Genomic DNA, 24,192 nt, shown 5'->3' with positions numbered 1-24,192 from the left:
TGATAAGGGCAGCATGGTGGGGCGGCAAGACAAAAACAACATGATAATAGCAATATGATAACAGTAACTGGATAACAGTAAAATAAAGAAGGCGGTATGCTAATTTGTTCATCTGTTTATGAACATGGATTGAGGAGGTATTTATTAATGAAGAAAAAAAGTATTGTAATGACAATGGCGGCTCTTATGGCAATTACAACAGTAACAGGGTGTTCAAGCAAGGCTGTCAGCAGCGACGGCACATTTACACCAAAGGAAACCATTAACTGGACCGTTACATCCAGTCCGGGCGGCGGCAGCGATATCTATACAAGAATGATATCTGATATCATGACAAAGGACCAGCTGGTTAATGGACAGCCTATCATTGTAACCAATAAGACGGACGGAAGCGGCGAAATCGGCCGGAACGAAGTGGCTACCACCAAAGGGAGCAAGGCTGACTATACCCTTCTCACATTTAACAGCGGCGATTTGATGCCCATGGTGCAGAATACAAAGAACCGTTCATCCAACTTCCGTATCCTGGCTGTTATGGCAGTGGATAAACAGCTGATTTTCAAAGGGGAGCAGACCAAGTATGCTGATTTCAAGGAGGCCATTGAGGCAGCTAAAAATGGTACAAAGATTGTCATCGGCGGGTCCAAGGGAGATGATATTGCTACCTATGATGCCATGCTTGAGGAAATCGGCATCAGCAAGGATGTGATGTCCTATATCACCTATGATTCCACCGGCGACGCCATTACGGCAGCTCTGGGAGGTCATGTGGAATTTGTTATTTCAAAGCCTGCAGCTGCTTCTGAGTATGTGACAGCCGGTTCCCTGATTCCTGTACTGGCCCTGTCCACGGAGCGGTACACCGGCAATCTGGCAGACGCCCCTACACTGAGCGAAATCGGAGACTATGAAGACGTGGAAGTTCCTGTATGGCGCGGCGTGGCAGCTCCTGCGGCCATGAGCGATGCTGCTGTAGCTTACTGGAGCGAGCAGCTGGGCAAGGTGGCTGAGACCGATGCCTGGAAGAATGATTATCTGGAAAAGAACAAACTGATTGGCAACTACATGGATGCTGCCGCTGCGACGGAATACGTGACAACCTATGAAAAAGACTTTATGGCTGCCAGCGGAATCCAGTAATCGCAGATGAAGCATTAGGAAACCAAGGAATGCGGGAGAGGACCGGAACGGGACATATGGGAGAACCGGAGACGTATCCTCTCCCTTTTTGCACCCTGAAATAAGCTGGAAACACAGGTGGGAGCAACAAAATGAAACGTAGGTGTCTGGGGAGATTGAAACGAAAAAACAAAATGGAACGTAAAGAAACAAATATGGCGAGGTGTTCTAAAATGTTTCATTCATTTGGGTCAAATGAAACGGATTTTAACGGATTTTATGTCTTTTGATATTGGCACGGTTTTTGCTTATTAATAAGGAAAAGCACTGAAGGAGGTTTGGATATGAAACTATGTTATCAGGTGGCCACACCGGACGTGGCAATTGCTGATTCAGTGACAGCGTACCAGGGAAGCCTGGAGAAAAGTTTTGGAGACCTGGGACGGCTGGGATATGACGGGGTGGAGCTGATGACCCTGAATCCGGGGGAGCTGGACTGGGAGGAAGTAAAAGAGACAGCCGGCAGGAACGGATTGTCCGTTGTGCTGGTATGTACAGGGGAAATCTTCGGACAGCTGGGATTGAGCTATACTGACCCCAGGGAGGAGATTCGCAGGGAGGCTGTCCGCAGGAGCAAGGAAATCATTGATTTTGCAAGCTTTCTGGGAGCAAACATAAACATTGGACGGGTGAGAGGACAGTATTGCAGTAAATGTTCCAGAGAAGAAACAGAAAACCTGGCAGTGGAAGCATTCCGGGAACTGGCTGATTACGGGGCACCCAGAAATGTGAGAATTGCACTGGAGACAGTTACCATCATGCAGACCAATTTCATCAACACCCTGGCAGAGGGAGCCGCCATGGTGGACCGTGTGGACCGTCCCAATTTCCGGCTGATGATGGATATCTTCCATCTGAACCTGGAGGAGAAGGACATCTATGAAGCCATCAGCAGGTATAGCCCCTACAACATTCACGTACATCTGGCGGACAACAACAGACGGTATCCGGGGCACTGCGGGCTGGATTTTGAGAAAATTCTTACCACATTTAAGGAATGCGGATACGACGGCAATTTCTGTACGGAAATCTTCCAGATTCCTTCCATGGAGGAGGCTGCGGCAGGCGCCATCCGGCATTTGCGTCCCATTGCGGACCGGGTCTACGGCCAGGCCCGTTAATAGGGAAAACACATGGAAGAGCATGGGAGGAAACAATGAAAAGTATAGCATTAATTCACACAGTAAAGAGCGTGGCAGCAGGCTTTGACGACAGCCTGAGGAATTACCTGGGATACGAAGTGAAGATACATAACCTGTGGGATGATTTCCTGGCAAATAATCCTAATGAGATTGGGGAGTTCACGATTCAGAACCGGAACCGCCTGCTCTGTGACATAAAGGCCCAGGAGCTGACAGGGGCGGATATCATTGTCACCACCTGCTCCACGCTGACCCCTGTGGTGGAGATGATTCGGCCTTTTATCCGGGTTCCTGTCATTGCCATTGACGACGCCATGGCCAGAAGAAGCGTTGTCTACGGAAAACGCATCATGGTGATGGCCACGGCGGACAGCACAGTGGCCCCAACCGTGTCCAAGATTAAGGGCGAGGCGGATAAGGCGGGAAGGGAAGCAGATATATCCACCTGCGTGTGTATGGATGCATTCCATGCCATGAAAGCCATGGACATGAAGAAGCACGACATGATTCTTAAGGAAAAGGCAGGGGAGCTTGGCGGCTATGACTGTATTGTCCTTGCCCAGGCATCCATGGCCCATCTGGAGGACGAGATAGCTTCCATCACAGGCTGCCCTGTCCTTACCAGTCCAAAGCTGTGCATGGAAGAAATCAAGAATAAATTGGAGGAGATATAGAGATGACGAATGAGAGAAAAGAGGAATTACAGAGACAATGCAGCAAATTCCGGAACGACCTGATTGACCTGCTTCACAGTATCCAGACAGGCCATCCCGGCGGTTCCCTGTCATGTACGGAGATACTGACGTCTCTTTATTTTGAAATCATGCATGTGAATCCCGGTAATCCTGAGATGGAGGGAAGGGACCACCTGATTCTGTCCAAGGGCCATGCAGCCCCCATGCTGTACCTGGTGCTGGCAGAGAAAGGCTTTTTCCCCAAGGAAGAGTTAAAGACACTGCGCCAGATGGACAGCATGCTTCAGGGACATCCCTGCGTACATAAGACACCGGGCGTGGAGCTGTCCACAGGTCCTCTGGGACTGGGGCTTTCAGCGGGCCTGGGCATGGCCATGGCGGACAGGATTAAGGGGCTGGATTCCTATACCTATGTGGTTATGGGCGACGGAGAGATTGAGGAAGGCTGTATATGGGAGGCCGCCATGTCCGCCTCCAAGTTCGGCGCTGACCATCTGATTGGAATACTGGACAACAACGGGGTACAGTTGGACGGCACCCTGGAGGAAATCATGCCCATGGGAGATATCGGGGCAAAATGGAGGGCATTTGGCTGGAAAGTCATAACATGTGACGGCCATGATGTGGAGGATTTCTGCCGGGCTGTTGAAGAGGCAAAGAAGACAAAGGGCCAGCCTGTCCTGATTCAGGCCAGCACTGTAAAGGGCAAGGGCGTTTCCTTTATGGAAGGCAGGAACACCTGGCACGGCAAGGCCATCAATGACAATGAATACGCACAGGCGAAAGCAGAATTAGGAGGTGCCAGATAATGGGAGAGAACATAGCAATCCGCGACGCTTACGGCGAAGCGCTTAAGGAGCTGGGAGAACAGAATAAGAAAATCGTGGGCCTGGAGGCGGATGTGGCTTCCTCCACAAAGAGCGGCATTTTTGGAAAGGCATTTCCGGAACGTTACTTTAATGTGGGCATCAGCGAGCTGGATATGGTATCCATGTCAGCCGGTTTTGCCAGGGAGGGATTGATTCCTTATGTAAATACATTTGCAGTGTTCCTGACCACCAGAGGGGCAGACCCCATACAGAGCCTGATTGCCTATGACAACCTGAATGTGAAGCTCTGCGGCACCTACTGCGGGCTTTCCGACTCCTATGACGGGGCCAGCCACCAGGCCATTACAGACCTGGCATTTGTAAGGGCGATTCCCAATATGACGGTGATTACGGTGGCGGACGCAGTGGAGACAAAAAAGGCGGTATTTGCCGCTGCAGACCATCCGGGCCCTGTATATTTAAGGCTGAGCCGCGCGGCGGCTCCTGTGTATTATCCTGAGGATATGGAATTTGAGATTGGCAGGGGCATTACGGTCAGGGAAGGCGGGGATGTAACCATCATCACCACGGGAACCGTGCTTCACAAGGCCCTGGCAGCTGCAGAGCTTCTGGAAGCAAAGGGTATCCAGGCAAGGGTGGTGGATATGCATACCATCAAACCCATTGACAGGGACCTGATTGTTGCATGCGCTGAGGAAACGGGCGCCATTGTAACGGTGGAGGAACACTCCGTTTACGGAGGACTGGGAAGCGCTGTGGCGGAAGTCCTGGCAGAAAATGCTCCTGTGCCAATGACCCGCATTGGTGCAACTGATTTTGCTGAGTCAGGGGATTACGAACAGCTTTTGGTGAAATACGGCTATGGCCCGGAATCCATTGCAGATAAATGCGCGGAAGTTATGAAGCGCAAGTAGAGACAGAGAAAACAGGAAGGAAGGCGCGCTTATGGAACAATCCATGCGAAGGTTCATGAAGGTGGGAATCATCCTCCACGTGTCCTACCCGCAGCTGGGAGGGGGAGAGGGGCCTATCCTGGAATGCCTGGAGAAGATTTGCGGGGATGATTATTTTGAGGCAGTGGAAGTGGCCAGAATGAAGGACCGGGAGGTCCGGAAAAAGGCAGCGGAGATGATTGCCATGGCCCATATGGTATCTGCCTACGGCGGCCAGTCCAGGACATTGTCGGCGGGGCTGAACATCAATGACCTGGATGAAACCAGAAGGGCCATGGCCGTGGACACCTTGAAGGAAGGAATCGACGAGGCCTATGAGATGGGCTGCGCAGGCTTTTCCTTCCTGTCCGGCCGCTATGAAGAGGACCGGAAGGAGGAGGCCTTTGAACAGCTGTTAAAGTCCACCAGGGAACTGTGCAGCCATGCAGAAAAGAAGGGGAAGATGCCCGTCTGCTGCGAGGTGTTTGACTACGACATTGACAAGAAGGCCCTCATTGGCCCGGCTGTTCTGGCTGCCCGCTACGCAGGGGAAATCCGCAGGGAGTATGGGAACTTCGGCCTGCTGGTGGATTTAAGCCATATTCCCATGATTCATGAGACCATTGAGGAGAGCATTATTCCGGTGAAGGACTACATCATCCACGCCCATATGGGGAACACGGTAATCAAGAGCCCTGCATGCGAGGCTTATGGGGATAATCATCCCAGATTCGGATTCCCAAACAGTGAAAATGACGTGGAGGAGCTGGCTCATTATCTGAGGACCCTTAAGGAAATTGGCTTTCTCAATGAGAAGGACCGGCCTGTTGTAAGCTTTGAGGTGAAGCCCTGGAAGGACGAACCTCCGCAAGTGGTGATAGCAAATGCAAAACGTACCCTGAACCGGGCCTGGGAGCTGGTGTGACAAGGACCTGGCGCGGCAGTACCTGCATTTGATATAGAGATATATAGCAGGAAGTAATTGGAGCTGTATAAAACAAGATTTGCAAACAGAAATAAGGAGGTATATAATTATGAAAGACCCAATCCAAAAATATTTTCAGGTAGGAACCATACAGTGGATGACCCATCCGCCGGTAAATTATCCAATCCTGGATTCCGTTAAGACCATCTGCTGCGACGAATACTTTACCGCCCTGGAGATTACCCACATTGAGGACCAGGAGACAAAGGACAAGGTAAGGGATATGCTGGCCCAGGGACATATGAAGGTGTGCTACGGCGCACAGCCCCGTCTTCTGGGACCAAAGCTTAACCCCAATGACCTGGATGAGGAAGGCAGAAAAAAGGCGGAGGCGGTTCTCCTGGATTCCATAGACGAGGCACAGTACATGGGAGCAAAGGGAATTGCGTTCTTGGCAGGAAAATGGGAACCCGGGACAAAGGACCAGGCATATGCCCAGCTTCTTAAGACAACCAGGGCTGTGTGCGACCATGCCGCTTCCAAGGGAATGATGGTGGAGCTGGAGGTTTTTGACTTTGACATGGACAAGGCAGCCCTTATGGGACCAGCTCCCTATGCAGCCAGGTTTGCAGCGGACATGCGCACCACCCACAACAATTTCGGCCTGCTGGTGGATTTGTCCCATTTCCCAACTACCTACGAGACTTCCAGGTTTGTGATTCAGACCCTGCGTCCTTATATCACCCACCTGCACATCGGCAATGCCGTGGTGAAGGAAGGCTTTGAGGCATACGGCGACCAGCATCCAAGGTTTGGCTTCCCTGACAGCGCCAACGACACAGAGCAGCTTGCGGACTTCTTTACCGTACTGAAGGAGGAAGGCTTCTTCAATAAGGAAAACCCGTATGTATTGTCCCTGGAGGTAAAGCCATGGGGGTCTGAGGACGGAGATATCATACTGGCTAACACCAAGAGAGTCATCAACAGGGCATGGGCGCTGGTAGAGGATTAGGGTGCTTCTGAAAATCATTGCGCCGGAGCGCAGGCCCCCGGAGGCCCGGATGCGCGGACAGAATAAAAAATCAGATAACGGAGGAATGCAGCATGAAAATCGTAGTTTTAGACGGATATACAGAAAATCCCGGTGATTTGAGCTGGGAGGGACTTGAAAGATTAGGGGAGCTGACCGTATATGACAGAACTCCCGCTGACAAGATTGCAGAGCGGATTGGGGATGCAGAGGCGGTTTATACCAATAAGACCCCAATCAGCGCAGAGACCATCAGACAGTGCCCCAACATGAAGTTCATCGGGGTACTGGCCACTGGTTACAATGTGATTGATACAGCAGCAGCCAAGGCGGCAGGCGTGGTGGTTTCCAACATCCCCACCTATGGCACGGATGCCGTGGCGCAGTACGCCATTGCTCTTCTGCTGGAGATGTGCCACCACATAGGTGAGCACTCTGACTGTGTGAAGGCAGGGGAGTGGACCCACAATGACGACTGGTGCTTCTGGAAACATCCCCTGGTGGAGCTGGCAGGAAAAACCTTCGGCGTCATTGGCTTTGGACGGATTGGACAGGGAACCGCTAAGATTGCAGAGGCTTTGGGGATGAAGGTGCTGGCATATGACGAATATCCAAATAAAGCACTGGAAACAGACAACTGCAGATACGCGTCACTGGATGAGCTTCTGGCCCAGTCTGACGTTATCAGCCTTCACTGTCCGCTGTTCCCGTCCACAGAGGGAATCATCAACAAGGATTCCATTGCAAAGATGAAGGACGGAGTGAAAATCATCAATACCTCCAGAGGTCCTCTGATTGTGGAAAAAGACCTGAGGGAAGCGCTGGACAGCGGAAAAGTCAGCGGAGCAGCCGTGGACGTGGTTTCCACAGAGCCTATCCGGGAGGACAATCCGCTTCTGGGCGCCAGGAATATGATTATTACCCCCCACATTGCCTGGGCTCCCAAGGAATCCAGACAGAGACTTATGGACATTGCAGTGGATAATCTGAAACATTTTGTAGACGGAGCACCGCAGAATGTGGTAAATAAATAGAAGGAAGGTCACGGGTCTGCGCTGCAGGCCCGGACAGACGCCGGGCGGCAGAAGCGGGTATGAGAGCGCTTTGATTCCTCCCGGCGTATTTCCGTATTGGCAGATGCAGGGCGGATACAGATTGAGAGAGGGTGTGAATTCATGGTAACAGTGCGGATGTTTATTCCTTATATGAATATGAAGAGCAGGTTCGAGGCGGCGGTGAGCCGTCTAGAGCCTCAGGATGATGTCAGGGTGGAGCTGCTCCACGTATTCGGCACCCCGGAATCCCTGTCCCGGTATGGGGATGCGGACATTTTAGTGGCCAGGGGCATGACCTATGACAGGCTCAGGTACCTGTTCCCGGAAAAGCATGTGGTGGAGATACAGCTTTCCAGCTTTGATATACTGAAGGCCCTGATTTGCGCCAGGCAGGAGTTTAGCCCCAGGAAGATTGCCCTCTGTGTCCGGTATATGGATGAGAGCGCTGTGGCGGAGCTGGAGAAATTGTGCCAGGCAGAGATTGCGTATTACACGGTCCATGACGAAGCATCCACCTTGGAGGCCATCCACAGGGCCAGGGCCAATGGCACGGATGTGTTTGTGGGAGCCGGCACCATGTGCGGACTGTGCGATAAGGAATCGCTGAACCGTGTCCATATCCACACAAAGGATATAGCCATAGAGCAGGCTCTGAAGCAGGCCATGGACGCGGCCAGGACCATCAATATGGAGCGGGCCAGGTCCAAGATGACCAGCACCATCCTCAATACCAGTGCGGATGCCCTGATTGCCGTCAGCGGCAGCGGGCAGATTCAGGCGCTGAACAATCAGGCGTACCGTACCTTCCAGCTCTCGTCCCAGTCCGACTTCACAGGACACCCCGTGGAGGAGGTCTGCCCTGCCCTTAAGTGGAAGGACGTGGTGGAGACAGGGCGGGAACGGGAGGAGGTCATCCAGTGGAAGGACCGGAAGCTGTACACGGAATACCGTCCCGTGCTGGTGGATAAGATGGGAAAGGGCGCCATCATTGTTGCCCGCTACACAGAGCAGATTATGGAGGCAGAGACAAAAATCCGCCAGAGCCTTGCAAAGCAGGGGCTTACGGCCAAGTATTCCTTTGACGACATCATTGGAAGCAGTCCTGCTATCCGGGAAAATATTCTTATGGCAAAGCGCTACAGCCGTGTGGATTCCAATGTGCTGATTGTGGGTGAGACGGGAACCGGAAAAGAGCTGTTTGCCCACAGCATCCACCGGGAGAGCCGGCGCAGTGCGGAACCATTTGTGGCGTTAAACTGTGCGGCCCTGCCTGAAAATTTATTGGAGAGCGAGCTGTTTGGATACGAGCCGGGAGCATTTTCCGGAGCATCCAAGAACGGTAAGACCGGGCTGTTTGAGCTGGCCCATAAAGGGACCATTTTCCTGGATGAAATCGGGGAAATCCCCATATCGCTCCAGGCCAAGCTGCTGCGGGTGCTCCAGGAAAAGGAAATACGCCGCATCGGCAGCAACCGGGTGCAGCCGGTGGATGTGCGTGTCATATCGGCGACCAATATAAATATTGAGGAAAAAATCCGTGCAGGCCAGTTCCGGGCGGACCTGTATTACCGCCTGAACCTGCTGGACATCACCATACCGCCGCTCAGGGAACGGGGGGACGATATCCAGGAAATGGTGGATTTCTACCTGACCCGCTTTGCCTGCGAGATGGGAAAGCCTATCCCCAGGCTGTCAAGGGAGGCAGTGGACCTGATGACCCATTACGCCTGGCCCGGCAATGTGCGGGAGCTGCGTAATATCTGCGAGCGCCTGATTGTGCTGAGCGACACTCCGGAAATCGGTCTCAGGGAGATACAGATGCTTAAGATATTCCGGAAAAAAGAAAGCGCCCTGCCCGGTGCAGAGACATCGGTACAAGAACAGGTTCTGCCGGAAACCGGGATAGTGTACGCCAATCTGAAGCCAAGGAAGAAGAAACAGGATATAGCCAAGGAACTGGGGGTCAGCCGGACCACCCTGTGGCGCATGGAAAAAATGGCGCGGGAACAGAAGAAACAGTGATATCTGTTTCGTATCTCTATTGACAGAAAATCCTTTGGGATATATGCTTACAATATCAGGAAAAACCAAACGAATAAAGTTGAGAGGTGGAGACATGAGGATAGCACTGATTAATGAGAACAGCCAGGGCGCCAAAAATACCATGATTTACAATTCCTTAAAGAAGGTGGCTGACCAGTACGGCTTTGAGGTGGACAACTACGGCATGTACACAGCAGAGGATGAAGCGCAGCTGACATATGTGCAGGCAGGTATCCTGGCAGCAGCCATACTGAACGGCAGGGCAGCGGATTATGTGATTACGGGCTGCGGCACGGGCGAGGGAGCCATGCTGGCCTGCAACTCATTCCCGGGCGTGATTTGCGGCCATGTGGAGGATGCACTGGACGCCTATACATTTGCCCAGATTAACGATGGAAACGCCATTGCCATTCCTTTTGCCAAGGGATTTGGCTGGGGCGGTGATTTGAATCTGGAGTATATATTCGAGAAACTGTTCTGTGAGCCTTCCGGCCAGGGATATCCAAGGGAGAGGGCTGTTCCTGAGCAGAGGAACAAGCGGATTCTGGATGACGTGAGAAAGGCTGCCTTCAAGGAGGACCTGGTAGAAATCTTCAAGGGCCTGGACCAGGAGCTGGTTAAGGGCGCATTTGCAGGGGAGAGGTTCGGAGAACTTTTCTTTGGAAAATGCAAGGATGAGAAGCTGGCAGCTTATATTAAGGAATTAATCGGGTAAAAACCGCATAAAAAATGACAAAAGCCGTTCTGCGAAATTGATGTGCAGGGCGGTTTTGTCATTGTATGTTTCCAGGAAATGTTTACAAAGGATGTTTGTGTTTGCGGGCGGTAATCCTACCGGGAGAGCTCAAGCTTCACTCTCAGGATACGCTCCAGGGACTGGTCTAGGCGCTGCTCTGTCAATTCACCTGTTTTGACCGCATCCAGCACCCCGGTGTAAGCTTCTTTAAAATCAGCGGGCATAAGCAAAAGGTCAGCGCCGGCTTCCAGGGCCATGACAGCTGCCCGGCCAGAGGTATAATTGTTCTGGATGGCTCCCATGTTCAGGGCGTCGGTGACAATGATTCCTTTGTATCCCATGGTATTGCGCAGATATTCGGTGAGAATCCGGGGAGACAGGGAGGATGGGGTATCGTCCCCTGTTATCCGGGGCAGGGAGATATGGCCTGCCATGATGAAGGGCGTGCCGTCCTCAACCAGGCTGGCAAAGGGGACCAGCTCCGCCTGCTCCAGTTCATCCCATGTCTTATAGGTGTAGGCAAAGCCCTTATGGCTGTCCCCCTCTGTGGCCCCATGGCCCGGAAAGTGCTTGGGAGTCCCATAGACATGATGTTCTTCAAGTCCCCTCATGTAAGCCTTCACCATCTGTGTTACCAGATTTGGGTCAGAACCAAAGGAGCGGTCCAGCACAACGGTATTGTCCGGGTTGGTCAGCACATCTGCATCCGGCGCAAAGTCTAAATTAATCCCGAATTCTTCCAGATAGCTTCCGATGACAGAACCGGCTTCGTATGCCCTGGACGTATCCCTGCTCTTTCCGATTTCGGCCATGGTGTCCGCCCTGGGCAGCCGGAACCCTTCATGGTTGGCGATGCGGGCCACCTTACCGCCTTCCTCGTCAATGGAGAGGAACAGAGGGAGCTGGTCCAGGCCGGATGCATATTCCTGGGTTCTGGCTGTCATGGTTTTCAGCTGTTCCGGGCTTTGCAGGTTTTGGGGAAAATAAATGAGGCCGCCTACCGGGTATTCCTGTAACGCCTTGCAGGTGGCATCGCCGGCCTGGGTCACGGCCGGATAGCCGGTGAGGGCTTCCGGGGTAATGATGAAAAGCTGGGCTGTCTTTTGCTCCAGGGTCATCCGGCTGATTATGGCCTGGATTTTTGCAGTGTCCGTGCTGTCCGGTTCATCGTATGGTCCGGTGCTGCCGGTTTCTTCCGCCGGCGTTGAACTGTCTGTCTGCCCGGCGCTGTCTTGCTGTCCGGCCCCGTCAATTTCCTGTGAGGCCCTTGTCCCGGCCAGACGCTGGGAATCCGTATTATCAGCCCTGATTTTCAATAGAACGGCAGCAATGATTACGGCAGACACCAGACCTGCCGCAGTAATATAAAACCATTGAATGCCTTTTTGCTTTCTTTTTTTCCTGGAATGTTTTCTGGTTGTCAAGTTGGTCCTCCTTTCGATGTTGGGTGTCAGGTTTGCCGGGATTTAGGTCTTTTGGCTTTCCGTGTCCGGGTATATTGAAAAACTGTATTGACAAAGATAACGATATGAGTAATAGTGATATTATAGCATTGTATGCAGAAATCGTGGAATACTAGAAAAAGATTTTTTAAACAGATTCTGGTACATCCTGCGCCGCGCACAGAGGAGGTGGAAGTGTGGATATTAACGGGGACCGGTTGTGGTCGGATATCCAGGAGTTAGGGAGGATTGGGTGCAATCCGGACGGCAGCATTACGCGCCTGTCCTTTACACCCCAGGACCGCCAGGCCCAGGATTGGCTGGAAGCCAGGATGGCGGATGCAGGACTTTTGGTGAGGGAGGATGCTGCCGGCAATCTGATAGGGGAGCTTTCCGGCAGCTGTCCTGAAAAATCCTGCATTATTTGCGGCTCACATTACGATACGGTTCCAGGAGGCGGACGGTTTGACGGGACCCTTGGCATCCTTTCAGCCCTGGAAGCGGTCCGGAGAATACGGGAACAGGGAATCACCACAAAACGGACCATACGTCTGGCCGCTTTTAAGGACGAGGAGGGAAGCCGCTTTGGATATGGGATGGTGGGCAGCAAAGCCGTCTGCGGCATGGTGGACCCCGCAGGCCTTTCCTCCCGGGACAAGGATGGAATTACCCTGGAACAGGCTATGACAGACTACGGATGCAGGCCCGGTGAGCTGTCTTCCTGCAGGATGGAGGATGCAGGGGCTTATCTGGAGCTTCACATTGAGCAGGGTAAGGTACTGGAGGACCATGGGGCATCCATCGGCATTGTAAGCGGCATAGCCGGGCTGGTGCGGTATACCGTGGAGATAAGGGGTGAAAGCGGACATGCCGGCGCCACTCCCATGAAGGCCAGGAAGGACCCGGTTCCGGCCATGTGCCAATGGATTGGCAGGGTGACGGAGCTGGCGGAGCAGCGGGATTCGTGTGTGGCCACCGTGGGCTCCATTGCCGCCTGGCCCGGAGCCAGAAACGTAATCTGCGGGCGGGTGGTATTTTCCCTGGATTTGCGTTCCATTCACGAGGAAGACCTGAGGGATATCATGGACGAGATGGAACGGTACGGGGCAGAGCTGTCCGGCCTGCGCGGAATCAGAATCAGCCTGCATCAGGACCTGGAGATTCCGCCATGCCGCTGCCATGAACCATACCGGGAAGCCATCCGGCATATCTGCCGGACGGAAGGCTATTCCTTTATAGAACTGATGAGCGGGGCGGGACACGATTGTATGAATTTTAAGAATACGTGTCCCACTGCCATGATTTTTGTGCCGTCCAGGGGCGGTTTGTCCCACCGGAAGGAGGAGTTTACTTCCAGGGAGGACTGCGCCTGCGGGGCCAGGGTGCTGCTGGGACTTTTGCTTGAAACGGCAGGCATTGACGATACCATTGACTGACAAAGGAGATTACTATGGAAAAATTAGAGGAATTTTTTAAGTTAAAAGAAAGGGGAACCAGTGTCAAGATAGAAGTCCTGGCAGGTCTTACCACATTCATGACCATGGCCTACGTGCTGGTGGTCCAGCCCAGCGCCATCATCGGCTTCGGGGATGCCGTATCCTTTACGGACGTCAACGGGCTGGTCATCACCAAAGAGGCCATTGCAGTTACATGTGCTGTTATCAGTGCGCTCATTACCCTGCTCATGGGTTTTTATGCCAACCTGCCCTTTGCGCTGGCAACGGGGATGGGAACCAACTTTATGTTCGGGGCCCTGCTTCAGTCCAACACCCTGTCCTTTGGCTCTATTATGGCCATAACACTGATATCCGGCCTGATTTTTGTGGTGCTCACTATCTTCGGAGTAAGGGATTTGATTGTCAAGGCCATACCTAAGAACATCAAGGTGGCCATCGGATCGGCCATTGGTTTTTACATTGCCTATCTGGGCTTTAAGAATTCAGGCATCGGCACCTTTACCAATGGAATCGGTATGGGAAATTTTAAGGAGCCGGCTGTATTCATTGCCCTGCTGGGACTGATTATCATTGCTATTCTGACCGCCTACAGGGTAAACGGGGCCATCCTTATGGGTATCATTGCCGTCACTGTCATGGGTATTCCCCTGGGCGTGACCACCCTGCCGGACACCTTTGCCAAGATGCCGGATTTTTCCTCCTGGGGCAATATTGTGTTCTGCTTTGATTTTAAGGGACTGTTGTCCTTCCAGGCCATCATCTATGTGTTCATTGCCTTTTGCGGGGACTTTTTCTCCACACTGGGAACCGTGCTGGGCGTGGCCGGAAAGGCGGGTATGCTGGATGAGGACGGCAACATGCCGGGTATCCAGAAACCATTCCTGGTGGACGCCATCGGCACCTGTGTGGGCGCCTGTACCGGAAATACCACCATCACCACCTTTGTGGAATCCACTTCGGGCGTGGAGGCAGGCGGAAGAACCGGCCTGACCAGCATTGTGGTGGCCATTCTTTTTGCGGTCATGGTATTTTTCTCGCCCCTGATTCTGATGATTCCGGATGCAGCCACCGGCCCGGCCCTTATCTTTGTGGGCTTTCTGATGGTATCAGGCATCAGAAACATTGATTTCAGCGACTTCACGGAAGCCTTCGGGCCGTTTGTCATGATTATGTTTGTTATTTTCTGCGGAAGCATTGCAGCCGGAATCGCGGCAGGCATCCTGGCGTATATCATTATCAAGACTGCCACGGGTAAGTTTAAGGAGCTGCATCCGGTCATGTATGTCCTGGCCATTCCGCTGGTTATGTATTTTGTGTTCAAATAACAGGATTTACAAATAAAAGAAGGGAAAGACAGAGATGAAAATACAGCCAAGAGATAAGAGGGCCCTGCTCAGGGCGGCTCTGGGAGAGATAAAAAGTGATTTGGCCATCAAAAATGTGCAGTTGGTCAATGTCATTACAGGGGAAATTTATCCGGCCAGCGTATATGTATATGACGGCTTCATTGCCCATGTGGAATATAAGGCGCCGGGCGGGGAAGAACAGTTCGCGAAAGAGGTGGTGGACGGCCAGGGTAAGTACCTGATTCCGGGCCTGATAGACGCTCATGAGCACATTGAGAGCTCCATGATGACGCCCAGGAATTTCGCAAAGGCAGTGATTCCAAAGGGAACCACCACTGTTATCACGGACCCCCATGAGATTGGAAATGTGTGGGGTGTTGCGGGCGTGCGCTATATGCACGAAGCTTCAGAGGGACTTCCCATGCGCCAGCTCATAGATATACCCAGCTGTGTGCCTGCCGTGCCCGGGCTGGAGCACGCAGGCGCTGAGTTCGGGCCGGCGGAGATTGAGGAGCTGGCAGAGCTTGAGCGCGTGGTGGGACTGGCGGAGGTTATGGATTACCTGGACGTGATTCATGGCGGAGACCGCATGATGGATATTATCAGAACGGCAGAGGACCACGGATTGTACCTTCAGGGCCACGCCCCCTTTGTGGAGGGCAGGATGCTGTCCGCTTATCTGTGCGGCGGCCCGGATACCTGCCATGAATCCAGGACAGCGGAGGAAGCAAGGGAAAAGATGAGAAGCGGCATGAGGGTGGATGCCAGGGACAGCTCCATCACCAAGAATGTGGAGGCCATATGGAGCGGGGTTAAGGATTTCCGTTTCTTTGACAATTTCTGCCTATGCACCGATGACAGGGAGGCGGATGATATCCTCCGCAACGGCCATATCAATGATGTGGTCAGGGCGGCCATAAGATACGGCATGGAGCCGGTGGCGGCCATCAAGAGCGCCACCCTGAATTCAGCCAGGGAAGCCGGACTGCAGAACCTGGGCGCCATTGCGCCGGGATATGCGGCCGACATGCTGCTGGCAGATGATTTGAGGGAACTGACGCCCAGCCATGTGTTCTATGGAGGAAGGCTGGTGGCACAGGATGGAAGGCTGCTGGCTGATATTGAGGACAAATCCTATCCGCTGGAGTCAGCCAACTCTGTCCACATAAGGCCGCTGACTGCGGAGGATTTCACCATCCATCCTCCGGTATCCCAGGGAGCGGTCAGGGTCAATCTGATGAAATACTATGACATGAACCTATCCACAACGGATATTGTGTGTGAGGAAGTTCCGGTAAAGGACGGCAGAATTGATATAAACGGTGATGAGGACCTGAAATTTGTGGCCGTGGTCAACCGGTATAAGGGCAATGACAACATAGCCCTGGGCCTGGTCAGGGGCTTTGGCACAAAGACAGGCGCCCTGGCGTCCACGGTATCCCATGACAGCCATAACCTGACCATTGTGTATGATGACCCGGAGGAGGCGCTTATGGCAGCAGAGGAGCTGGCCAGGACAGGAGGCGGCATGTGCGCAGTGAAGGAGAAGAAGGTCCTTCATACCCTGGCCCTTCCGCTGGCAGGCCTTATGTCCCTTAAACCGGCAGAGGAGCTGGCAGAGGACAGCGCTGCGATGAAGGATGCCAACCGGGCCCTGGGCCTGACCAACATGGAAAATCCCCTGCTGCGCATTGTGACCCTGGCCCTTCCGGTTATACCCGATGCAAAGATGTCGGATATGGGATTGGTGCAGGTGACTGCAAAACGGATTGTGCCGCTGTTTCCGGAATAAAACAGGATTCTATAATTAAGAGAGAAATAGTGAAAAGTAATCTAAAAACTTGCTCCTGCAATTACGGTATGATAAAATAAGAATAACGTTTTGAAATATTTGTACAAGACATATACTTACCAGTTTGTTGTTTGTCGAGGCCGGATTTTATGAATGTAGTCCAACTTAGCATTCTCAATCCGGTCTTGCTATTGTACAAATTGGTACAGCTACCAGCACTTTTTACACACAAGTTAAACTGATGGAATATTTCGTTAAAGTGTTAATGATATATAACACATATAAGTGACCGGGGCAGGTCTACAAATGTTCATAATTAGGAGGTAATATGCAGAAGTTTTTATTAGACCATATAAAATCGTTTGAATATTCAGGGAAGATAGAGATTAAACCAATCACGATATTTGTGGGAAAAAACAGCAGTGGAAAAAGCAGCCTTCTTCGTTTCCCTGTTGTGTTGGCACAGACTTTTAGGGAAGATGCTATAACGCCGTTATTATTATTTGGTAATATGATTGATTATGGAAACTATGATGATGTGGCATATAGACATGAAAGTAGTCCTCTGGGTTTTGGGATATCTTTTGGACGAGAACTGTCACGATTTGTGAATATGGAGTTAAGAAGTACCGTAGATGAATTTTCTCTGATGAAACATTTGGCAAATATGAATGCAGATGTGCAGGTGTATATAGCGAAACCTTCCAAGAAGCTGGAGGTTGAGAAGACAGAACTGCATTTAAATGGAGAAAAGGTGTTTACCCTAAGCCGGCATTCTGTCAACAGCTATACGTTCGTTATTCATAAGCTCTACAATCAGGATGGAAAAATATGGGAAAATGGTGAGAGGGAATGCGAGGTTAAAGATACACTATTTAATAAGTTTATTCCCCTTCTTGATGTAGAAAGTATAGTGAATCAACTATGTGCAGATATGGTTAGAAAAAATAGTAAACCGTTACCTGAATTCAGGTATTCATATACAATTGGTGATTATATAGAACATAATATTTATAAGAAAAATAAAATGGAATATAGAAGTATTTATGATACTGTTTTAATTATTTCAGCCTATTATAGGGCGATTAGAAGACAATTAGCGAGTGAGGCAGCTGGATTAGCATATATTGGTCCGTTTAGGGAAAATCCCAAACGTATATATCGGGATTCAGAGAGCAGTTATGATGATGTCGGTGTAAATGGTGAAAATACTAGCATGTTGCTTAGACAGGCAGCACAGGGGAATAGAAAGTTGTTAGAAGATGTATCTGACTGGCTGCAGGATGCCATGGGATACAAATTGGCTATCAAGGATATGGAGAATGGGCTGTATAGTTTAGTGGTTCAGGGAAATGAAGAGACGGATAATATTATGGATGTAGGATATGGAATATCCCAGGTCCTACCAATAGTGACGCAGTTGTTAAACATTGGTAGGAATAACAGAAGGATGCAAGTGGGACATTCATTGGTTCAGAAAACTGTGATTTTTGAGCAGCCTGAGATTCATTTGCATCCTGCGGCACAGGCGCAGTTGGCAGATTTGTTTGTTGAATGTATCAATCATAAAAAAGGTGAAATTAATAGGGTATTGATTGAGACACACAGTGAACACTTGATTAGAAAACTTCAAGTGTTGGTTGCAGATCCAGATGTTCCGATTTTAAGTGATCAAGTGGCTATATATTATGTTGATAAGGATAAGATGGGAAATTCCTATATTGATAAAATGGAGTTATGTAATAATGGACAATTCAAAAAACCGTGGCCTTCTGGTTTTTTTGATAAAAATTATGAATTAACGCGTCTTTTAATGAAAGCAAATCAAAAGGTGGCTTTTCAGGAGAATAAGTATGATTGATATTATATTGTGTTACAGTATTTTGGAAAAGTGTGGGTATTTAGATGCATTTTATTCTGATTCTGGCACAATTCAGATGGTGCTTAGATTGCGGCAGCATAGAATGGTGCTGACTGAGGCGCTTATGGATTATTATGATGAATATTTTCAGAATAAGGCACCTCAGTGGCAAGAATGGTATAGGAATTTTTGTGCTGATATTTTATATACAGAGGAACGGGCTGTAATGGTAACACCAAAAAGAAACGGTAAATTAGTTACTGAAAATCCATATTATAATGAACTAGTGACACTAAGCAGAGAGACTGCTGATAAAATCCTTCTTATGGAACCTAAAGATAAGATTAAGAAATCTATTATTGATAAATGGGGTATCACAGTTCTTGATAGTTCAGATATAAAAGATGATAGAGGCTCTAACATATTTTCTATGTATACTTTACCTGTAAATGGTAAACATATTGAAGAAGGTCAGGATAGTGATGCAATAGCAAAATGGTTTGGACGTTTTTTGATTACAGAGAGTTATCTGCAAATTTTTGATAACTATCTATTAACTAAAGATGGAATAAACTATTTAAGAAAGTATATACTTAAATACATAAAAGACGGAAGTGAAATTGAAATTTATTCGAAAGTAAGTGAATCCTTTTCAGAACAAATGGTTAAAGAAGAGTTTTCAAAAAATTATTACAGTAAATGGAAGTTTACTATTTATAACGTTAAATCGGTAAAATATCAACATGCAAGGTCTATTCAGGGAAGTAGATATATCATACAGGTGGAACGGGGATTATCAGTGTTTGGAAGAGACGGCCATACATTCCAAACAATAGTTAATATTTATAATAATGAAAATAAGTCCAGAATAATCTTAAAAGAATCGCAGTTAAAACAAATTGTTTAGTAAAACATTTTTATATAATTAGGGGGAGATAATATTGAGGATTAAAACACCATATAGGGTTAAATGTAAATTATGCGGCTTTGTTATCCCTCTTAATATGGATTTAGAATGTGTAAGCTCATACGAACGAAATATGGGACCTGAATTGGAGTATGTAGCGATATTTGAAAGCCCATGTCCTCAATGTGGTGAGGATATAATGATTAAAGTAAATACATGGGAATATCCTGAAGGGGAGCTTAATAACTATAGTGTAATTATGGAAGGGGCTATGGAAATAGAGAAGCCACAGTTCATAATGCATGATTGAATGATGGAAATATACAGATAAAAAGGGGGTTGGAAGTGCTGTTCAGGCACACTCCAGCCTCCTTTTATTAACTTATGTATGCGACATGGTTCCCAGGCAGGGGCTTAAGGTGGCCACCGGCCGCCTTCCGTTTCCCCGGTCCTCCCTGGATATCTCTGTTTTCAGGTTCTTCTGGGCGGTTGCCAGCATTAGCTTGATTCGGTTCAGCTGGTTCACTTCGCTGGCCCCGGGGTCATAGTCCACGGCAATGATATTGGACTGGGGATAATTCCGGCGCAGTTCCTTGATAACGCCTTTTCCTACAATGTGATTGGGCAGGCATCCAAAGGGCTGGGTACAGATAATGTTGTTTACGCCGCTGTGAATCAGCTCCAGCATCTCGCCGGTCAGGAACCATCCCTCGCCGGTCTGGTTGCCCAGGGATACAAAGCCCTTGGCCATCTGGGCCAGTTCATTGATGGCTGACGGAGGCGTGAAATGCACGCTGGCTGTCAGCTCCTTTCGGGCTGTCCTGCGGAAGTACTCTAACAGGGCAATTCCGGCGTTGCACAGCCTGGCTGTGGATTTCTTTGAGCCCAGGTGTTCGGCCTTGAAATTGCTGTTATAGAAGGAGTACAGCAGGAAATCCATCAAGTCGGGCATCACTGCCTCGGCGCCCTCGGATTCCAGCAGCTCCACAATGTGGTTGTTGGCCAGAGGTGAGAATTTCACCAGGATTTCCCCTACAATGCCCACCTTCGGCTTCTTTACATCCAGCCTTGGAAGGGCGTCAAAGTCCCGGATGATTCCCTTTATATTGCGTCCGAATTCCACCATGGCGGCATTCCTCTTGGACAGGGAGGCAATGCAGCGGGCCTTCCATTTTTCATGCAGTGCATTGGCGCTGCCTTGTTCCGCCTCATAGGGCCGGGTGGCATAGAGCACCCGCATGAAGATATCGCCGTACACAATGGCCTGCATGGCCTTTGTCAGCAGGGGCACGGTGAAGGTGAAGCCGGGGTTGGTTTCCATGCCGTTGGCATTGACGGAGATAACCGGTATCTGGGGCATTCCCGCCTTTTCCAGGGCCCTGCGGATGAAGCCGATGTAGTTGGAAGCACGGCAGCCGCCGCCGGTCTGGCTCATGAGGACAGCTGTGTGGTCCAGGTCGTACCTGCCTGAAAGCAGGGCGTCCATGATTTGTCCGATGACAATGAGGGACGGATAGCAGGCGTCGTTATTTACATATTGGAGTCCCACATCCACGGCGTTGCGGTTGTGGTTCTGCAGTACTTCAATCTTATAACCAAAGGAGCGGATGGCCGGCTCCAGAAGGTCAAAATGGATGGGAGACATCTGGGGGCAGAGAAGGGTATAATCCTTTTTCATCTCCTTGGTGAACATTACCCGGTGGTAAGCGCTGGACACCACCTTGCGCTCAAAATGTCTCTGGTCCCGGACCTTTAAGGCTGCAATCAGGGAACGGATTCGTATCCTGGCTGCCCCCAGGTTATTGACCTCGTCAATCTTCAGTACCGTATAAATCTTGCCGGAATGGGTCAGGATATCAGCCACCTGGTCGGTGGTCACTGCGTCCAGTCCGCATCCAAAGGAGTTAAGCTGAATCAAATCCAGGTTATCCTGGGTCTTCACAAAGCTGGCTGCCGCGTAGAGACGGGAGTGGTACATCCACTGGTCCGTCACCACCAGAGGCCGTTCCACCCTTCCCAGGTGGGATACGGAGTCCTCGGTGAGTACAGCGAATCCATAGGAGGTAATCAGCTCCGGTATGCCGTGGTGAATCTCAGGGTCCACATGGTAGGGCCTGCCGGCCAGGACAATCCCCCTTTTTCCATGTTCCTTCATCCAGGCCAGGGTTTCCTCCCCCTTTTTCATCAGGTCGTCACGGGAGGCGGTCAGCTCCTGCCAGGCGGCATGGGATGCCATCCTGACCTCGGCAGCCGGAATCTGGAATGTTCCGGAAAATTCCTTTACAAGGGCATCGGTGAGAATATCCTCATTGGTAAATGCCATGAAGGGGTTCATGAAATGCACGTTTTCCTCGGCCAGGGCCTCCACGTTATTCTTAATGTTCTCCGCATAGGAGGTGACCATGGGGCAGTTGTAGTGGTTGCCGGCGTCCGGGCTTTCATTGCGCTCATAAGGGATACAGGGGTAGAAGATGAACTTCACGCCCTGCTTGATGAGCCAGGTTACGTGTCCGTGCACCAGCTTGGCAGGATAACACTCGGATTCACTGGGAATGGATTCGATTCCCAGCTCATAGAGCTGCCTGGTGGACTGGGGGGACAGCACTACATGGTAGCGCAGCTTTTTAAAGAACACAGCCCAGAAGGGGAAGTTCTCGTACATGTTAAGCACCCTCGGAATGCCCACAGAACCGCGGTCCGCCTGGTCCAGGGGCAGGGATTCGTAGTCAAACATCCTGTGATACTTGTAATCGAAGAGGTTGGGTATCTCCTTTTTGGCTTTTTCAAGGCCGAGTCCTCGTTCGCAGCGGTTGCCTGAGATAAAGCGGCGTCCGCTTCCGAACTGGTTGATGGTCAGCACACAGTGGTTGTTGCAGCCCCTGCAGCGTGTCATGGAGGTGCTGTACTTAAGAGCGATGATTTTTTCAAGGGAGAGCATGGAAGTCTCCGGTTCATTGGCCATGTGATACCGCTCCCTGGCAATAAGGGCTGCGCCAAAGGCGCCCATGATGCCTGCGATGTCCGGGCGCACTGCCTGGCATCCTGATATTTTTTCAAAGCTTCTGAGCACGGCGTCGTTGTAGAAGGTGCCGCCCTGAACCACCACGTGGTTCCCAAGGTCGGAAGCGTTTGTAATCTTAATTACCTTAAATAATGCGTTCTTGATAACGGAGTAGGCCAGACCCGCGGAGATGTCTGCCACGGTGGCCCCTTCCTTCTGGGCCTGCTTTACATTGGAATTCATAAACACCGTGCAGCGGGTGCCCAGGTCCGTGGGATTTTCAGCAAACAGGGCTTCCCTGGCAAAATCCTCCACACTGTAGTTCAGACTCCTGGCAAATGTCTCGATGAAGGAGCCGCAGCCGGAGGAGCAGGCCTCGTTGAGCTGTACGCTGTCAACCGTGCCGTCCTTAATCTTGATGCATTTCATGTCCTGTCCGCCGATGTCCAGGATACAGTCCACATCCGGCTCAAAGAAGGCGGCGGCATAGTAGTGGGAGATGGTTTCAACCTCGCCCTCATCCAGCATCAGCGCTGCCTTTAACAGGGCTTCGCCGTAACCCGTGGAGCAGGAGTAGGCAATGCGGGCGCTTTCAGGCAGCTGGTCCTTTATCTCCCGGATGGCCCGGATGGCAGTGGCCAGGGGGCTTCCGTTGTTATTGTCATAGAAGCGGTACAGCAGGGTGCCGTCCTCGCCTACCAGCGCCGCCTTGGTGGTGGTGGAGCCGGCGTCAATGCCCAGGTAGCAGCACCCCTGGTAGGAGGAAAGGCCGGCGCTCTTTACATGATTGCTGGCATGGCGGGCACAGAACTGGCTGTAGTCTTCCTGGTCCTTAAAGAGGGGGTCCATGCGCTTTACCTCAAAATCCATCTTAATACCTGAGGACAGCCGCTGAATCAGGGTTTCCAGGGCAACGGCCTCCTGGTGTTCCTGGGGATTCATGGCTGCTCCCACGGCCGCGAAGAGGTGGGAGTGGTCCGGCGCAATGACCTGCTCCGGTGTTAAGCGCAGCGTGCGGATAAAGCTTTCCCGAAGCTGGGGCAGGAAGTGGAGGGGACCGCCTAAAAACGCCACATTTCCGCGTATGGGTTTGCCGCAGGCCAGGCCGCTGATGGTCTGGTTGACCACGGCCTGGAAAATGGATGCAGCCAGGTCCTCTCTGGTGGCGCCCTCGTTAATCAAAGGCTGTATATCGGATTTCGCAAACACGCCGCAGCGGGCCGCGATGGGATAAATGGCCTTGTAATGTTCTGCGTAATCGTTAAGGCCGGATGCGTCTGTCTGAAGCAGGGCGGCCATCTGGTCAATAAAAGAACCGGTGCCTCCCGCACAGATTCCGTTCATTCTCTGGTCGATGCCTCCGGTGAAATAGATGATTTTGGCGTCCTCACCGCCCAGCTCAATGGCAACATCGGTCTGAGGCGCATAGTCCTGAAGCGCAGAGGCAACAGCCACCACCTCCTGGACAAAGGGAACATCCAGGTGGGAGGAAAGCGTAAGTCCTCCGGAACCGGTTATGACAGGGATTACCTGGACAGGACCGGTTATCTCACGGGCTTTTTTTAAAAGTCCCGCCAGAGTTTCCTGTATATTGGCATAATGGCGTTCATAATCGGAGAATACTATATGGGAAGCCTGATTTAACAGTGCAACTTTGACGGTTGTGGAACCGATATCGATTCCAAGCGTAAGGGTATTTGTATGTAAGTTCATATATGCGGGGTTTTACCCTGACCTCCTTTGTAACTTGACGGCTGTTCTGCCATGCATGGGGTAAAAACCATGCCCTGCAGTACTGGGAGACCGTAAAGCTGTTTTA

At 50.9% G+C, this 24,192-nt stretch carries 17 protein-coding genes and 1 pseudogene; 16 read left to right on the top strand and 2 right to left on the bottom strand.

Annotated elements, in window-relative coordinates; all coding sequences use genetic code 11:
- The first annotated feature begins 147 nt into the window (after nt 1-147).
- The 10 genes from FGS84_RS16555 to FGS84_RS16510 all read left to right on the top strand — a co-directional run bounded on the left by FGS84_RS16555 (nt 148) and on the right by FGS84_RS16510 (nt 10,546).
- A complete protein-coding gene (locus FGS84_RS16555) occupies nt 148-1,140 on the top strand; it encodes a tripartite tricarboxylate transporter substrate-binding protein (RefSeq protein WP_138309641.1) in 993 nt (330 codons plus the stop codon).
- Nucleotides 1,141-1,463: 323 nt separating this feature from the next.
- Nucleotides 1,464-2,300: a sugar phosphate isomerase/epimerase gene (locus FGS84_RS16550; protein ID WP_138309640.1), complete on the top strand. Its 837-nt coding sequence runs from the start codon at nt 1,464-1,466 to the stop codon at nt 2,298-2,300.
- Between the two features lie 35 nt (nt 2,301-2,335).
- Entirely contained in the window at nt 2,336-2,995 is a 660-nt protein-coding gene (locus FGS84_RS16545) for an aspartate/glutamate racemase family protein (protein WP_138309639.1), read from the top strand.
- A 2-nt stretch (nt 2,996-2,997) separates the two neighbouring features.
- A complete protein-coding gene (locus FGS84_RS16540; protein WP_138309638.1) occupies nt 2,998-3,825 on the top strand; it encodes a transketolase in 828 nt (275 codons plus the stop codon).
- A complete protein-coding gene (locus FGS84_RS16535) occupies nt 3,825-4,760 on the top strand; it encodes a transketolase C-terminal domain-containing protein (protein WP_138309637.1) in 936 nt (311 codons plus the stop codon). Before FGS84_RS16540 ends, FGS84_RS16535 begins: the two co-directional genes overlap by 1 nt.
- 31 nt (nt 4,761-4,791) lie before the next feature.
- Nucleotides 4,792-5,703: a TIM barrel protein gene (locus tag FGS84_RS16530; protein ID WP_138309636.1), complete on the top strand. Its 912-nt coding sequence runs from the start codon at nt 4,792-4,794 to the stop codon at nt 5,701-5,703.
- Between the two features lie 109 nt (nt 5,704-5,812).
- Entirely contained in the window at nt 5,813-6,715 is a 903-nt protein-coding gene (locus FGS84_RS16525; protein WP_138309635.1) for a TIM barrel protein, read from the top strand.
- A 92-nt stretch (nt 6,716-6,807) separates the two neighbouring features.
- The gene (locus FGS84_RS16520) at nt 6,808-7,767 is read left to right on the top strand and encodes a D-2-hydroxyacid dehydrogenase (protein WP_138309634.1); all 960 of its coding nucleotides are present in this window, start codon (nt 6,808-6,810) and stop codon (nt 7,765-7,767) included.
- Nucleotides 7,768-7,938: 171 nt separating this feature from the next.
- On the top strand, nt 7,939-9,810 hold the full coding sequence (locus FGS84_RS16515; protein ID WP_243129999.1) for a sigma 54-interacting transcriptional regulator: 1,872 nt from the start codon (nt 7,939-7,941) through the stop codon (nt 9,808-9,810).
- 94 nt (nt 9,811-9,904) lie between these two features.
- A complete protein-coding gene (locus FGS84_RS16510) occupies nt 9,905-10,546 on the top strand; it encodes an RpiB/LacA/LacB family sugar-phosphate isomerase (RefSeq protein WP_138309632.1) in 642 nt (213 codons plus the stop codon).
- Between the two features lie 116 nt (nt 10,547-10,662).
- Here FGS84_RS16510 and FGS84_RS16505 read toward each other — a convergent pair whose 3' ends face one another.
- Nucleotides 10,663-11,991: a glycoside hydrolase family 3 N-terminal domain-containing protein gene (locus FGS84_RS16505; RefSeq protein WP_138309631.1), complete on the bottom strand. Its 1,329-nt coding sequence runs from the start codon at nt 11,989-11,991 to the stop codon at nt 10,663-10,665.
- A gap of 215 nt (nt 11,992-12,206) precedes the next feature.
- Between FGS84_RS16505 and FGS84_RS16500 the strand changes: the two genes are divergently transcribed.
- The 6 genes from FGS84_RS16500 to FGS84_RS16475 all read left to right on the top strand — a co-directional run bounded on the left by FGS84_RS16500 (nt 12,207) and on the right by FGS84_RS16475 (nt 19,682).
- Nucleotides 12,207-13,445, top strand: coding sequence for a Zn-dependent hydrolase (locus FGS84_RS16500; protein WP_138309630.1), 1,239 nt, complete (start codon nt 12,207-12,209; stop codon nt 13,443-13,445).
- Between the two features lie 14 nt (nt 13,446-13,459).
- Entirely contained in the window at nt 13,460-14,791 is a 1,332-nt protein-coding gene (locus FGS84_RS16495; RefSeq protein ID WP_138309629.1) for an NCS2 family permease, read from the top strand.
- Between the two features lie 34 nt (nt 14,792-14,825).
- On the top strand, nt 14,826-16,604 hold the full coding sequence (ade, locus tag FGS84_RS16490; protein ID WP_138309628.1) for an adenine deaminase: 1,779 nt from the start codon (nt 14,826-14,828) through the stop codon (nt 16,602-16,604).
- Nucleotides 16,605-16,932: 328 nt separating this feature from the next.
- Complete coding sequence (locus tag FGS84_RS16485) at nt 16,933-18,465, top strand: DUF3696 domain-containing protein (RefSeq protein ID WP_138309627.1); 1,533 nt, start codon at nt 16,933-16,935, stop codon at nt 18,463-18,465.
- Nucleotides 18,458-19,372: a hypothetical protein gene (locus FGS84_RS16480; RefSeq protein ID WP_138309626.1), complete on the top strand. Its 915-nt coding sequence runs from the start codon at nt 18,458-18,460 to the stop codon at nt 19,370-19,372. Before FGS84_RS16485 ends, FGS84_RS16480 begins: the two co-directional genes overlap by 8 nt.
- Before the next feature lie 34 nt (nt 19,373-19,406).
- Nucleotides 19,407-19,682: a hypothetical protein gene (locus FGS84_RS16475; RefSeq protein WP_138309625.1), complete on the top strand. Its 276-nt coding sequence runs from the start codon at nt 19,407-19,409 to the stop codon at nt 19,680-19,682.
- A 72-nt stretch (nt 19,683-19,754) separates the two neighbouring features.
- On the opposite strand, the pseudogene FGS84_RS16470 reads toward FGS84_RS16475, so the two are convergent.
- Nucleotides 19,755-24,086: pseudogene (locus tag FGS84_RS16470) on the bottom strand (acyl-CoA dehydratase activase-related protein); the annotation flags it as partial.
- Between the last annotated feature and the right edge of the window lie 106 nt (nt 24,087-24,192).

The organism is Clostridium sp. 1001271st1 H5 (assembly GCF_005845215.1).
Classification (GTDB): domain Bacteria; phylum Bacillota; class Clostridia; order Lachnospirales; family Lachnospiraceae; genus Enterocloster.
This window is presented reverse-complemented; position numbering and strand designations above follow the sequence as displayed.